We start from the raw sequence: 12,836 nt of genomic DNA, 5'->3' as shown, positions 1-12,836 counted from the left end.
TATACAGGTATTCATGGTAAATTGGAGTACACTGTCATGCAGCAAGCAAATTCAGGCATCGCATACATTCTTTGGTGTTTGTGCTTCTTTGGTATCTGTGGTGGGCAAAGATTCTACACCGGACAGATTGGTAGTGGTTTGATATATTTCTTCACAATTGGTTTTTTTGGGATTGGTCAACTAATTGATTTGGCTCTCATTCCTGGTATGGTTGACAAGCGAAATATTTATCTGCGTGGGTTACATGGTAATGGAACCCCCAGTATCAATCAATCAATTACGTTGAACATTAGTGAGATTCCCCAACTTCAACAGCTACAAGCCATACAGCCACCAATATCTACAGGTAGTCCAATGCAGAAACTGCTCAAAGCTGCAAAGGAACATAATGGGCAACTTTCCATCGCCCAAGCGGCTATGTATACTGAGCTAGAATCAGAGCATCTCAAAGAGTTGCTTCAAGAAGCAACGAAGATAGGTTACGCTGAGGTCAACAATGATCCAAATACTGGAGCTATCCGTTATCACTTTGATGTGTAAGGTTTAAGAGTAAATATTCATATATTTTTATATTTAGGACTTACGCATCAAGTACGAAATGCGGGGGCAATTCATGAATTGCCCTTACAGAAAATCAAGACTATAATTCAATACAGTTCAGTTAAGCATTTCTTCCTTCTCTTTGCGTCCTCTGCGTCCTTTGCAGTTCGTAAAGAGTTTTAGCCTTGACTGAACCGTATTGGGCTATAATCCTCTGTTCATAACTGATCAATTATGATCCGTTAGCAATTAAGCAGAAACCAAACGGCGTAAAGATTCAGCACGACGTTTAGCAATAGAGTTATTTGGAGCTAATTTGAGTGCTTCTTCGTAAGCTTGTAACGCCTGAGTAGTTAATTTTTTCTTCTCGTAAGCATGACCGAGATTATTCAATCCTGTTACGTAGTCTGGTTTAGCTTTTAAGGCTTCTTTGTACTGACGAATTGCTAAGTCATATTGCTCTTGGCTAAAATAAACATAGCCCAATCCGTTGTAAATGGGGGCGATATTTTCTTCTTCCTCTTCTTGAGCAGCTTTGAGAGCTTTTTGAAATAGCGTGATCGCTAGAGAATACATTTTTTTTTCTGAATAAATACTGGCTAACTCATAATATTCTTGAGTCGTACCTTTTTCTTTCTCTAATTTCTTTCGCAACCTTGCAAAAGAGCCTTCAATCTTGCGAGTTTTGAAAATCTGGCGAAAAACACCCACGGCTGCAAGTGTGAGTAGAACCACCAAAATTGAGAGATAAACAACGGCTAGACTGTTATCCATTGCTGCAAATACAAATATTATAAAGTTTGTTATTTGTCATTTGTCATTTGTTATTCGTTAATTACTAATGACTAATGACCAATTTACGGTAAACCCCAATATTGAGAGCGTTGCTGGAGCCAACCTTTTTCTAAATAACCAGCGATCGCTTGATTCACATTTCGTCTTAATTCATCGTACTGCAATCCCTTGGGCATTACTACAGACAAGGGTTCAGTTGATAACTTAGTTGGCAGTAACCGATATTGAGGATATTGTTGCACCCAACCGCTTAGAACACTAGCATCTGCGGCAAAAGCTATGGCGGCATTATTTTCTATTCTCTCTCGTGCTTCTTTATAGGAATCTACTCCTACTAACTTGGCGTTTGGCAGATAGTACCGCACTTTAGCTACGGTACTGGAGTTATTGAGTACGGCAATTTTTTGTTTTGATAGATCATTCAATTGCTGCACAGAGGCATCTTTTGTAACTAATACAGTGCTATCCAAATAGTAGGGAACACTGAAACTAACTATGCGGGCGCGTGACTCGGTTGCTGTGACTCTAGCAATCGCAAAATCAACTTTCTTGTCTAAGACTACAGACAGGCGATCGCGATTCGCTACAGGTTGAAATTTTACAGCTTCGGCTTTACCAATCAAGTCAACTGCCAAATGCTTTGCTAAGTCAATTTCTAAGCCTTGCAAATTACCGTTAGCATCTTTAAATCCCAAGGGACGCAAGTTATCTTTCACGGCAATATTTAAATGGCCTCGCTGCTGAACTTCTGACATTTCGGCAGCAGATGCAGTTAATCCCGTCCCCAATAGAGAAAAGCAAAAAATCCAAAAAATAGTGGCGGATAATACCAGATGTAACCAAGTAATTGCTTGCCGTCTGTTACATCTGTTATACATCCCTCACCACCTTTATCCTTTAGCTTGAATTGCTAATTCAGCAACTTTGCCGAAACTAGCTGGATCGAGGACTGCCAATTGTGCCAACATCTTGCGATTTAGTTGGATATCAGCTTTTTTCAAGTTACCGATCAACTGGCTATAACTCAAGCCGTGTTGCCTGGAAGCAGCATTGATGCGGGTGATCCAGAGGCGGCGAAAATCGCGCTTTTTCTTTTTGCGATCGCGGTAGGCACTGCGTAGCGCCTTCATCACTTGTTGGTTGGCAGTTCTAAACAGAGTTGAATGGGAACCGCGAAAACCTTTAGCTAGTTTGAGAATTTTATTGCGGCGTTTGCGAGCTACATTACCGCGTTTTACCCGAGTCATAATTTATTTCCTAAAATACTTACAAATATGGCATCATCAACCGCACGTTAGGTTCATCGCGTTCGTGTACAAGGGTACTTTTACGCATATTACGCTTTTTGTCAGAAGATTTGTGCTCTAAAAGGTGATTTTTGAACGCTTTACGACGGACGATTTTGCCCGTACCGGTGGCACGGAATCGCTTTGCCGCAGCTTTACGAGTCTTTAGTTTAGGCATGGTCTAGCTTTGATTCGACACGATCCATTATTATATACTATTAAAATTGCGATAACTGCAATTAAATAAAGGATTTAAGCAACCGCGATCGCTCTAGATCAAATTAATTTCACCTATGGATGAGGTCAATGTAGTCGAATATGACCCACGTTGGCAGACTTTGTTCATAGAAGAAGCCGAGCGGATTTGGCAGGCACTAGGCAATGACTTAGTTGTAGAAATTGAACATATTGGTAGTACCGCAGTACCAGGAATGGCAGCTAAACCAGTTATTGACATCATGGTGGGAGTGCGTTCCTTGGTAGATGCAAAATCTGCTATTTTGGCTTTAGAATCTTTGGGATACGTTTTTTGGCGTGAAGATCCGCGTCCTGGACGGATGTTTTTTGTTAAAGGAATGCCACCATACGGAAAGCAACGTACTCATCATATTCACATAGTCGAGATTGACAGCGAATTTTGGGAACGCAAGCTATTTTGCGACTATTTGAGAAAGCATCCTGAAGAGGCGAAACGTTACGAAGTTCTAAAACGCGATTTGGCGGCAAGTTTTCGGAGCGATCGCGAAGCTTATACGAATAGTAAAAATGACTATATCCGTGCTTTGATGGTCAAAGCACGGAATGAGGATGTGGGAAAAAGCCAAAGCCATTGATTTATTGAAAGCGGTGGGAAACTCCAGAGAGCAAGTGGCGTGGAGAGGGACAGCCGCCCCGCTTTTATAAGGGCATTGGCCAAACAGGGCATTGGTAACATCTTCCCCATTGCCCTGTTTGGCCCATTCCCCATGCCCAAAAACTCCATCCCGCAAGTGGCATGAAGATTTTCATTTAGGGACTTCCAGAAAATAAATTATCCAATTTACTCAGATAATATTTTTCTTTCTCCCCCTGCTCCCTGCTCCCTGCCCCCCTGCCTCCACAGCGATAGGATATTTTTTTAGTTGGAAGTCCCTTAACTTTTTTTAGTGGTGTTGACTTTGGGATCTAAAATTATTTGCGAAGTGGATTTATTCACATGGTAAGTCCAAGATTGCTCTTTAACCTTGACAATCACTTCCCAACCTTCCACGGGGTCATACTGCTGGGTGCAGACTTCGCCAAAGTTGAATTGACAGAGATTACCAAAGGTTTTTGGTGTAGTTTTAGTAATTTTTAAATCAGTAACTCCCACCCCAGAACGGCTTGAGGCATCGCTCAAAATTGCATCTGCGATCGCTTTGGGCAATGTTTGTAAAGCAATCACTTTCGGATCTAAAAGGATTTGCTTTTTAGATTTATCTACATGGTAAGTCCACGAATCTTGGCGGACTTTGACAACTACTTCCCAGCCTTCAATGGGGTTGTATTCCCTGGTACAAACTTCTCCAAATTTAAACTCACAGGGATTACTAAAGGTTTTCGATGTGACTTGGGTAATCTCTAATTCCCGTTTAGGTAGGCCGGAACGGAAGGATGCATCTCCTAAAATTTTATTAGCGATCGCTTTCGGCAATTCGTTTATTTGTGATTGGGATAATTGAGTGCTATCAGCCAGAGGTATAGCTCCAGCAGAATTGTTTTCAATGAGTCCGAATCCATAGGATAGCAAGCTTGTCAACACCAGTGTCAAGAAAATTCCTCTGGGTGACTCAAAGGTGCTTTTAATTACGGCAGATGCTTGGATGATTGATTTTTTCATATCATATATATGTATTGATTGTTAAAAATTGAACGGATAATATCGCAATTCCAATCATAATTTGTTTGACGTTGTACTCTCAATTCAGTTTCCTTATAAGGAGTGGGGGAGAGGAAAGCAGGGGAGCAGAGGGGCACAGGGACAGTGAGGACAAGGGGGAATTATTGAACAAGTCTCTCCCAAGTCTCCCCCCTCTTCCTTGTCTACCTTGTCTCTTCTTCATGCCCAATGCCCCATGCCCAATGCCCCATGCCCAATGCCCAATGCCCCATCCCTTATACTTGTTTGCTGATTGCCGCTAAATTCACCACACATTCAGGGAATTGGCGTTTTAATGCTGGAAAAACTGGACAAGGCGCTTGTTCTTGTAAATTATCCGGTTTACTCCAAGTAAAGGGAGCTTTCTGCGCCGCAGACATCCACAGCAGAAGCTTTGCTCGTGTCATGGCAACATAGAGTAAACGATATTCTTCAGATGTTTTCAAATTCTTTGCCACCTCCCATGCCTGACTTACATCCGGTATGATAGATTCTTCATGGAGAGTAGCGCGAATTTGGGCGCGGGCTACTTCTGATAAGGTAAAGTCACCTAAAAATTGGCTTTGAGGAGGAACCCAAAATCTACCAGGAATCAAATTTTCGTGCAGAAAAGGAAGAAATACATAGTCCCAATCTAGCCCTTTAGCTTTGTGCATAGTGATAATCGTCAGTTGACCGCGACGGGTATAACGTTCTTCCGAATCCTCGGTTTCCACTGGTTCAAACCGTTCGGAACTAACGATTTCACTTAAAGCTGAAAGCATTCCCCCCATCGAATTATTGCCAGCTATCTGCTGGTTTACACGTTCTGCGAGTTTATCAGCAGTTGCCAATTCTGCCTGGTCATAATTTAAGGTCAAGGCGAGAAAAGAAATTAGCTGGTATAAGGGTAGTTCTAAGCGAGCGCGAAGTAAACTGCGACACAAGCGGGCAGCTTTTTGTTCTGTTTCTGGCTGGGGTATTGCTAGGGGACCAGGATACAAAAACTCTTCTGGCAGACTAACAAGGGCGTTGAGGTCTTGGGTAGGAATTAATTGGCGCTGTACTAATGCTTCTAGAGCGGCTTTGAGGTAATCGGGGGAGTGGGGGCGATCGCAAAATTGCAATAATGCCAAAATTTCTTGGGGGACATGGGAACGGCGATCGCGTTCTCCGACATCGTAAAGTGTAATTTTATGCTCTTTGCACATAGGTGTCAGAGCCTCTGCTAACCAGCGTCCTTGACGATTTTCTCGGACTAAAATCGCGGCACTATTTTTTGTTGGGTCTTCAGCAAATAACTCAATTACCCTTTGGGATAACAATTCGACGGTGTGATGAATATCGCGCGGTGTATAAAGTTCTAATCCTCGTCCTACACGTGCGGGGTTGGCGTTAGCTTGCGGATCGCCAACTTCCACAGGGCGAATTGTCTGCAAACGAAATGGTACTTGTCGATTGTCAGGAGTCTGTTGTTTGTTGTTGGTTTTGGTTGTTGCTAACCACTGATTATTAATCCATTTCAGGGCAAAGTTAGCGGCTTCAATGATAATTCTAGTACTGCGACCAGCTCGATCCATCGTTGCCAATCGTTCGATGCGATCGCACTCTTCGCAAAATTGCCGGAAATAAATCGGATCAGCTGGAGTAAAGGTAGAGTTAATCGCCTGGTTAGGGTCGCCAACTCGGACTAAATTGAGTGGGGAGTGCCAAGAGACGCGATTGTTCGCATCTGTATTCATCCCCTCATATTCCCCATTACTAGCCAAAATTTCTAATAGCTGCGTCTGAAGAGGGCTAGAATCTTGGGCTTCGTCTTCAAAGACGGCGAATATTTGGTTTTGCTCGATGTGACGGGCACTGTCGTTTTCTAAAACGCGCAGCGCAGCTAAAATCATATCGTCGTAATCTATGAAATCACGCGATCGCATCAAGTTTTGATATTGCTCGTACAATCCCGCCGCTACACTCAAAATTGCATATTCGTCTGTGGTTTGTTTACTCCACTCCCGCAATTTTTCTGGCGATATTCCAGAACTTTTTGCTTCATGAATTACCGTATTAGCCAATTCCGGCAATACTTCTGTTCGCAGCACTGATTGACGACGCAACCTTTCTGTCTCTTCTCCGTCAAATTGATGACCTTGTAATAATCGCAAATATACATCGGGATTATTTACAATCCATTGTTCTACAGCCGTTCGGATAAAGCGGTGACTTTGGGTTGGGGTAATTAATATCACATTTTCTAACTGCAAACCCGACAAATCAGAATGGCGGTTAGCAATGTTCAACGCTAGACCATGTAGGGTATAAACAAAAAATCCCGTTTGAGGTAGAGATAAATCATCTCGTAAGAATTTGCGAATCTTCGCTTTAATATTGGCAGCAGCAGAGCGAGTAAAAGTAACAACTACTAACTGACGGCGGGAGGATGAACGCTCATATTGACGTGCAATTGCGATCGCTGCTGCCGCCGCCATCCCAGTAGATTTGCCTGCACCAGGAACCGCTGAAATAGCCAAAGGGCCAGATTGCCAGTCAGCCATTTGTTGTTGTCCAGGACGTAAATTGTTGCGGATGCGTGCTATGGCTTCTGCCCGTAGGGATGACACAGGCAGAAGCCCAGACAATTCTGGGTGGAGTGATTCTGGAGGTAAAGCAGCAGTAAAATTAGTGTCTGACATTATAAAATTTTATATTTTAAATTTAGGATTTAATCCAAAACCGCAGATATGAAAAATTATTGCTGTTTATCTGTGGTGACAAATATTTAATTACAAACCAATTAGCTAATAGCTATATGAAGATATTAACAACAAAGAAAATTATTTTGGTTGGCGGTGGCATCGGTGGCACTGCAACTGCGCTTGCTCTTTACCGGGCTGGATTTGAACCCATTGTTTACGAGCGCACGACAACATTACGCGAAGTTGGGGCAGGAGTCGCGCTTTGGGCGAACGCTACCCATGTCCTAAAAGAGTTAGGGGTGTTGGACGATGTGTTACGCGAGAGCGATCCAATTACCAATTATCAGTTCTTTTCCCAAATGGGTAAAGAATTAATGAACCTCTGCATCAATCATTTTGAAGTGCCAGCTGTAGCCATCCATCGTGCTGATTTGCAGGCGCTGCTCTGGCGGAAACTGTCGAGTGAGCATTTTGTTTTGGGTCAGACATTTGAGCGTTTCGAGCCAGTTGGAAACAAAGTTCTTGCCTATTTTACTGATGGTTTAGCAGAAATCGGCGATGTGTTGATTGGAGCTGATGGACTCAGATCAAAAGTGCGATCGCAACTGTTTGGTCAAGTAAAACCGATTTATCGTGGGATGACATCGTACCGAGGTCTGACGAATTACATACCTAACACTTATAAACGTGGATACATCTGTGAATTTTTGGGTTCTGGCAAAGCCTTCGGATTTGTGACGATTGGTAAAGGGCGAATGTATTGGTATGTAGCATCTAAAGCCGCAGAAGGACAATCTGACGCACCTGTAGGTCGCAAGCAAGAACTTCAGGAAATTTTTCAAGATTGGCCTACCCCCATTCCTGAACTCATTGCTGCAACCGATGAAACCAGTATTCTGAAGACTGATCTCTATGACCGTGTACCGATTCCCAAATGGAGCTTTTCAAACATCACGTTACTTGGTGATGCCGCACACCCAACTCTACCAACGATGGGACAAGGGGCGTGCATGGCAATTGAAGATGCGCTAGTCGTTACCCAGTGTTTGCTAGAACATTCAGACCCCGCAGAAGCTTTGCGCCAATACGAATCGCTGCGGCTGGTTCGCACCAAAAAGATTGTTGAACAATCTTTATTAATAGGAAAAGTTGCTCAATTAGAGAATTCTTTTGTTGTGGCAGTAAGAAATACATTAATGAAGTTGTTGTCACAACAGTTTGACAATGACTATAGAGCTATTCATGCTTACAGAGTTAGCTTGAAACTCGATAAATACTGATTTTAGCGCTCTTTCAAGAAACAAGGCAGGAGGCTCAGTTGGCAGAAGGGAAAAGGATTTGACTTGTTTCTTCCATCCATAACGGAAACGAGCGCGTCCGTAAACAGCTTCCATCACTCTTGTATTTGTCTGAGAAATTTTAGATGAATCCAGAGGCATAGGTAACGGGAAAAGCAAAGCGGAGAAAAAAACTAAACCATAACTACCGCCAGTATCAGTTAAAACTGGGGTAGTTGCGGTAACAGTTAAACTAAATACTCCCAACACTTAAAAATTAGTCATTTTTCACAATACATAAATCTCTCACGCTCTTGATACCATTTCTTTGTGAGGCTGCGCCAAATCCTTTTAACTTCATTCTTTCTTTGTGTCCTTAAATTTATTTATAGGAATTATTAATTTTGAATGCGTGAATTTTGAATTCCCCGTACCCCTGCGGGGAAGCAAGCTACGCGTAGCGTCTTGCAGAGAAGGGGTTGACGTATACGATCCGCCAAAAGAATACTCAGAGAAGCTAAAACAAGAATCGTCATTATCTTGCACGAGTTCACCGAAAAACTTTATGCTATTCTAAGTCAGAACAAATGCGCTCGTTGCTCTATTAAATTATTACTTTATTACTTAAAGTATTAAATTGTACCCACATAAACCAATTCATCCCTTCATTCAGCAACGCCCTATTTATACACTATTATCATTGAAATCATCTGATTTCAGGGAGCATTTGGTAAGCGATTGAAACTCTTTCATCTAAAGGAGTGGTTATAGTTTTTATGTTGGAACCAGAAAAAGAAGATTTACAATTTGATATTAATCAATTAGTTACTCAAGCTTTGCGAAACTCACAACCATCAGTGTGGTTTGAAGTTTTATATGCCAAAGCTAAAGGTAATGCAGCACAAATTCCTTGGGCTAAGTCAGCTCCTCATCCTTATTTGCAAGATTGGTTGACCAATCATGAACAATTGAAAACTGGACAAAAAACCCTAGTTATTGGTTGTGGTTTAGGAGATGACGCCGAAGCTTTAGCTCATCTGGGGTTTGAGGTAACTGCTTTTGATATTTCTCCAAGTGCGATCGCTTGGTGTCAACAGCGATTTCCAGATTCGACTGTTAACTATCTAGTTGCAGATTTATTTGCAATTCCCTCACAATGGCATCAAGCCTTTGATTTTGTGTTTGAATGTCGCAATATTCAAGCTTTGCCGTTAAATCTACGTTATAGTGTTATTTCTTCAGTTGCCTCCCTTGTGGCTCCCGGTGGCACACTTCTAGTGATTACTCGTGTTCGGGATACAGAAGCTGAACCTTTTGGCCCACCTTGGGCATTATCAGACTCGGAACTAGCCCAGTTTGAAAGTTTGGGATTACAGCAAGTAGAAAAGATTATATACCTAGAGTCTGAGCAAATTGACGTTAAGAAAGTGCGGATTGAATATCAAAAAATAACATGATTTGTTACTGTCAATAAGTTGGTTGTAAGCAAGAGTAATTGGCTAGCGATCGCGCCGGACTACGGTTATTCTTGCGGTTCACGCAACACACAATACTAATTAGTGTCTTCGTCAGTGAGAAAGCCACAAGAATATCCTGGCATTGAGTAGCAATTTCTGGACGATCAATTAAACATTGTGTTAATCCCCTAAGTGAACAAATAATGCTTGGCTAATTTGTTCACTTAGGGGATTGTTAAGAAGTCCAAAAACGAAATCTCAAACGATGCCTATGTTGGGGTGCGCCTACGCAGCTTCATCTAGAGATTGATTATAGCAACAATGCAGATCCAACTATTGCCCGTTTTAATGAACTGCTATAAAAACCAGAAAAACGGGTCAACTCGTACAGTTGAAAATGATTTTTAGACTAGCTCTTTGACATTTTGCCGTTCGTCCGCAGTTGATTCACTAAAAACAGCTACGTACAACCATCCTGCTAAAATAGCCCCAAAAATCGGAGCTATCCAGAACAGCCAGACTTGGGAAAAAAGTTCTACACCTGCAAATAGAGCAACTCCAGTACTACGGGCAGGATTAACCGAAGTATTGGTTACAGGAATACTAATCAGGTGAATTAAAGTGAGTCCAAAACCAATTGCCAGTGGTGCAAATCCTTTAGGAGCACGCCTATCAGTCACACCCAGAATAATCAGTAGAAACATGAAAGTCATCACAACTTCACTAATGAAGCAAGCAAACAGCGTGTAACTACCTGGAGAATGAGTACCGTAACCGTTGGTAGCCAGTGGATTGGAGCCAGTCAGGGTAAATCCAGTTTTGCCGCTAGCAATCAGGTAGATAATGCCCGCAGCAACAACTGCACCGATTACTTGAGAGACGATATAAGGTAGTAAGTCAGATCCCGGAAAGCGCTTACCTGCCCACAGTCCAAAGGAAACAGCTGGATTGAAATGACCACCAGAAATATGACCAAGAGCATAAGCCCCTGTGAGGACAGTAAGCCCGAATGCCAAAGATACACCTACTAATCCAATACCCAATGGAAAAGAAGTATTCTCGCTGATTTTTGCAGCATCTGCTGTATAGGCTGCGGCTAGAACAGCACTACCACAGCCACCTAAAACAAGCCAAAATGTGCCGATAAATTCTGCCAAACAACGTTTTGTGAGAGACATTTTTGGAAAATTCCTTGTTTCGCTACAAATGAGTGATAGTTACGTTACACAATGTTTAAGTTATTCGTGTCAACAGAAAATCTATTGCCTTTGTTACGTTATGAAACTAAATCAAAAAAAATAGGAATTTTTTTCTCAATAGTTAATTAAGGATGATAAAATATGAAAATACAGCAAAAGCTAAAATAACAGAAAAAATACTTAATTTCTTAATAATTTTGCTCTCATAATAAATTTGTTGCAATCCGTTGGTCTTAGCTTTAAAAACCTTAAATTGCGTAGCTTGCTTATCTAGTAATGGTATGAAGGCAGACCCAACAAATCACCAAAAATGTTGGGCTTAATTCTTCAAACCAACTTCCGATTTTCATTCACTCAACTGTGTTGAAATTTTTGCTTTAATAGTTTAATCTTCAACACTCCCACACCAGAAAGTATGGGAATGTTACGCAGTTAGCTCGTCTAAAATTGAATTTATTCGTCAATCTGCCATGAATCCTTAGTTAATTCTTCATCCAGAATTTTCTTAGGACGCACGATGATAATAATTTGTCCTAGTAGAGGAATTTCTGGCTCAGTTTCAAACCACTGAAAATCTAATTCACCACCATTTTCAACGACAAAGTAGCTAGAGGCATCCCATTCTCGTTGGGCACGATCTACCACAACTAAGACTGGCTCCGTTTGGCTTTGGGTTTGGATGGGGAAGCGATCGCTATTTGCTAAAATCACTACTGGATCTTCTGCCGCCAGTAGCACTTGCCAACCTGGTAAGGGCACCCAAGCTTGCTCTCCAGAAAACTTGACCATCCGAAATGGTTCCATTTCTGTCAGTATGGGTACAGCTTGCAAGTCTTGCCGCGATAATGGCAACTCGCCTACCACAGGTAAAATACGGGGTAACTGTTCCTCAAATTCCAGACGGTAAAAGGGAAAAATAGGCGCTGGACGCTGGGGAACGGTAGTAAAATCAGTCAGCAGCTGTTCGATTTTTTGCCTTGCACCTGGCGTATGAGCAAAACGCAAACCTTTGGCGATTAGGCGCGATCGCTGTTGTAAATCTGCATTTTGGCGTGCCAGTTTCCAAACTTGGTGAGCAACAGCATCCCCAGGATGAGCAGAAAACCCTTCTGGTAAAGTACGGAAATAGGAGAATTCTTTAATTGCTTTTGCCACTTCTTTTACTTCATCAGCGTTAAGTTTGTGGACAAAAATCAATTCGGCGGCGGCGGCGCGTTCTTCTTGAGTAAGTAAACGTAGCTCGTATAAAACATCGCTGCCACGTGTAGCATAGTGCGATCGCGTTTCTGGCGATACTCCAAACTTTTCCAAAGAATTGTAAACTTGAGAACCAACAACCACCTGGTTTTGTTGAATCGGCTCAAATCCAGTCGCCTCAAAAATTTCTTGAGGGTTGTAACCGATTTTTAGCAAAGAGGCGATCGCGGTTCCCCATTCCACCCAGTTGCCTTGTTTTTGCCTCAGCCTTCGCAGTAACTCTTGTGCTACATCGTTGGTAGTATTATCTTCGGGATTCTGAGTGTTGGGTGGTAAATCAGTCATAATCGGAGTGCGAGCTTCAACTTGAGAGGTTAATCAACACCTCATGAGCAAGTCTTATTCTAATCTATACCCAGACCTACACCTCATCCACGATCAAAACTGCCATAGTTTCGCTAATTTAGTTGGTTTTTATAGGGCAGCATTTTTTAATTTAGATATTTAGACAAATTTCCT

General features: G+C 42.1%; 12 protein-coding genes and 1 pseudogene. 5 read left to right on the top strand and 8 right to left on the bottom strand.

The window, feature by feature from the left end; translation table 11 throughout:
• Positions 1-36 precede the first annotated feature (36 nt).
• Complete coding sequence (locus V7K56_RS29705) at positions 37-540, top strand: NINE protein (protein ID WP_334916466.1); 504 nt, start codon at positions 37-39, stop codon at positions 538-540.
• 249 nt (positions 541-789) lie between these two features.
• On the opposite strand, the gene V7K56_RS29700 is transcribed toward V7K56_RS29705, so the two are convergent.
• From V7K56_RS29700 to rpmI, 4 genes are all read right to left on the bottom strand, one after another.
• A complete protein-coding gene (locus V7K56_RS29700; protein ID WP_334916462.1) occupies positions 790-1,314 on the bottom strand; it encodes a tetratricopeptide repeat protein in 525 nt (174 codons plus the stop codon).
• Positions 1,315-1,397: 83 nt separating this feature from the next.
• On the bottom strand, positions 1,398-2,213 hold the full coding sequence (locus V7K56_RS29695; protein WP_334916460.1) for a transporter substrate-binding domain-containing protein: 816 nt from the start codon (positions 2,211-2,213) through the stop codon (positions 1,398-1,400).
• A gap of 12 nt (positions 2,214-2,225) precedes the next feature.
• Positions 2,226-2,582 carry a 50S ribosomal protein L20 gene (gene rplT / locus V7K56_RS29690; RefSeq protein WP_179065135.1) on the bottom strand — a complete coding sequence of 119 codons (357 nt, stop codon included), beginning with the start codon at positions 2,580-2,582 and terminating at the stop codon, positions 2,226-2,228.
• A 19-nt stretch (positions 2,583-2,601) separates the two neighbouring features.
• On the bottom strand, positions 2,602-2,799 hold the full coding sequence (gene rpmI, locus V7K56_RS29685) for a 50S ribosomal protein L35 (protein ID WP_334916457.1): 198 nt from the start codon (positions 2,797-2,799) through the stop codon (positions 2,602-2,604).
• A 115-nt stretch (positions 2,800-2,914) separates the two neighbouring features.
• Between rpmI and V7K56_RS29680 the strand changes: the two genes are divergently transcribed.
• Positions 2,915-3,454: a GrpB family protein gene (locus V7K56_RS29680; protein ID WP_334916455.1), complete on the top strand. Its 540-nt coding sequence runs from the start codon at positions 2,915-2,917 to the stop codon at positions 3,452-3,454.
• Positions 3,455-3,753: 299 nt separating this feature from the next.
• Here the strand turns inward: V7K56_RS29680 and V7K56_RS29675 are convergent, their stop codons facing one another.
• On the bottom strand, positions 3,754-4,479 hold the full coding sequence (locus V7K56_RS29675; protein ID WP_334916453.1) for a hypothetical protein: 726 nt from the start codon (positions 4,477-4,479) through the stop codon (positions 3,754-3,756).
• A 275-nt stretch (positions 4,480-4,754) separates the two neighbouring features.
• On the bottom strand, positions 4,755-7,184 hold the full coding sequence (locus tag V7K56_RS29670; RefSeq protein ID WP_334916451.1) for an ATP-dependent helicase: 2,430 nt from the start codon (positions 7,182-7,184) through the stop codon (positions 4,755-4,757).
• Between the two features lie 116 nt (positions 7,185-7,300).
• Here V7K56_RS29670 and V7K56_RS29665 point away from each other — a divergent pair, with 116 nt between their 5' ends.
• The 3 genes and pseudogenes from V7K56_RS29665 to V7K56_RS29655 all read left to right on the top strand — a co-directional run bounded on the left by V7K56_RS29665 (position 7,301) and on the right by V7K56_RS29655 (position 9,921).
• Positions 7,301-8,467, top strand: a complete 1,167-nt coding sequence (locus V7K56_RS29665) for an FAD-dependent monooxygenase (protein WP_334916449.1) — start codon at positions 7,301-7,303, stop codon at positions 8,465-8,467.
• 527 nt (positions 8,468-8,994) lie between these two features.
• A pseudogene (locus V7K56_RS29660) lies at positions 8,995-9,100 on the top strand (IS1 family transposase); the annotation flags it as partial.
• Positions 9,101-9,240: 140 nt separating this feature from the next.
• Positions 9,241-9,921 carry a class I SAM-dependent methyltransferase gene (locus tag V7K56_RS29655; protein WP_334916447.1) on the top strand — a complete coding sequence of 227 codons (681 nt, stop codon included), beginning with the start codon at positions 9,241-9,243 and terminating at the stop codon, positions 9,919-9,921.
• 404 nt (positions 9,922-10,325) lie between these two features.
• Here the strand turns inward: V7K56_RS29655 and aqpZ are convergent, their stop codons facing one another.
• Together aqpZ and V7K56_RS29645 are read right to left on the bottom strand one after the other, a co-directional pair.
• Positions 10,326-11,099 (bottom strand): aquaporin Z, encoded by a 774-nt coding sequence (gene aqpZ, locus V7K56_RS29650; RefSeq protein ID WP_334916445.1) that lies wholly within the window; start codon positions 11,097-11,099, stop codon positions 10,326-10,328.
• A 474-nt stretch (positions 11,100-11,573) separates the two neighbouring features.
• Positions 11,574-12,662 (bottom strand): RuBisCO accumulation factor 1, encoded by a 1,089-nt coding sequence (locus V7K56_RS29645; protein WP_334916443.1) that lies wholly within the window; start codon positions 12,660-12,662, stop codon positions 11,574-11,576.
• Between the last annotated feature and the right edge of the window lie 174 nt (positions 12,663-12,836).

This window comes from Nostoc sp. (assembly GCF_036917535.1).
Lineage (GTDB): Bacteria > Cyanobacteriota > Cyanobacteriia > Cyanobacteriales > Nostocaceae > Nostoc.
Note: the sequence above shows the minus strand (reverse complement) of the source record. Positions and strands in the feature narration are given on the sequence as shown.

Excerpts from the sequence above, each read along its gene's own strand:
- V7K56_RS29705 (WP_334916466.1), top strand. The coding sequence starts at position 37 with ATGCAGCAAGCAAATTCAGGCATCGCATACATTCTTTGGTGTTTGTGC.
- V7K56_RS29700 (WP_334916462.1), bottom strand. The coding sequence starts at position 1,314 with ATGGATAACAGTCTAGCCGTTGTTTATCTCTCAATTTTGGTGGTTCTA.
- V7K56_RS29695 (WP_334916460.1), bottom strand. The coding sequence starts at position 2,213 with ATGTATAACAGATGTAACAGACGGCAAGCAATTACTTGGTTACATCTG.
- rplT (WP_179065135.1), bottom strand. The coding sequence starts at position 2,582 with ATGACTCGGGTAAAACGCGGTAATGTAGCTCGCAAACGCCGCAATAAA.
- rpmI (WP_334916457.1), bottom strand. The coding sequence starts at position 2,799 with ATGCCTAAACTAAAGACTCGTAAAGCTGCGGCAAAGCGATTCCGTGCC.
- V7K56_RS29680 (WP_334916455.1), top strand. The coding sequence starts at position 2,915 with ATGGATGAGGTCAATGTAGTCGAATATGACCCACGTTGGCAGACTTTG.
- V7K56_RS29675 (WP_334916453.1), bottom strand. The coding sequence starts at position 4,479 with ATGAAAAAATCAATCATCCAAGCATCTGCCGTAATTAAAAGCACCTTT.
- V7K56_RS29670 (WP_334916451.1), bottom strand. The coding sequence starts at position 7,184 with ATGTCAGACACTAATTTTACTGCTGCTTTACCTCCAGAATCACTCCAC.
- V7K56_RS29665 (WP_334916449.1), top strand. The coding sequence starts at position 7,301 with ATGAAGATATTAACAACAAAGAAAATTATTTTGGTTGGCGGTGGCATC.
- V7K56_RS29655 (WP_334916447.1), top strand. The coding sequence starts at position 9,241 with ATGTTGGAACCAGAAAAAGAAGATTTACAATTTGATATTAATCAATTA.
- aqpZ (WP_334916445.1), bottom strand. The coding sequence starts at position 11,099 with ATGTCTCTCACAAAACGTTGTTTGGCAGAATTTATCGGCACATTTTGG.
- V7K56_RS29645 (WP_334916443.1), bottom strand. The coding sequence starts at position 12,662 with ATGACTGATTTACCACCCAACACTCAGAATCCCGAAGATAATACTACC.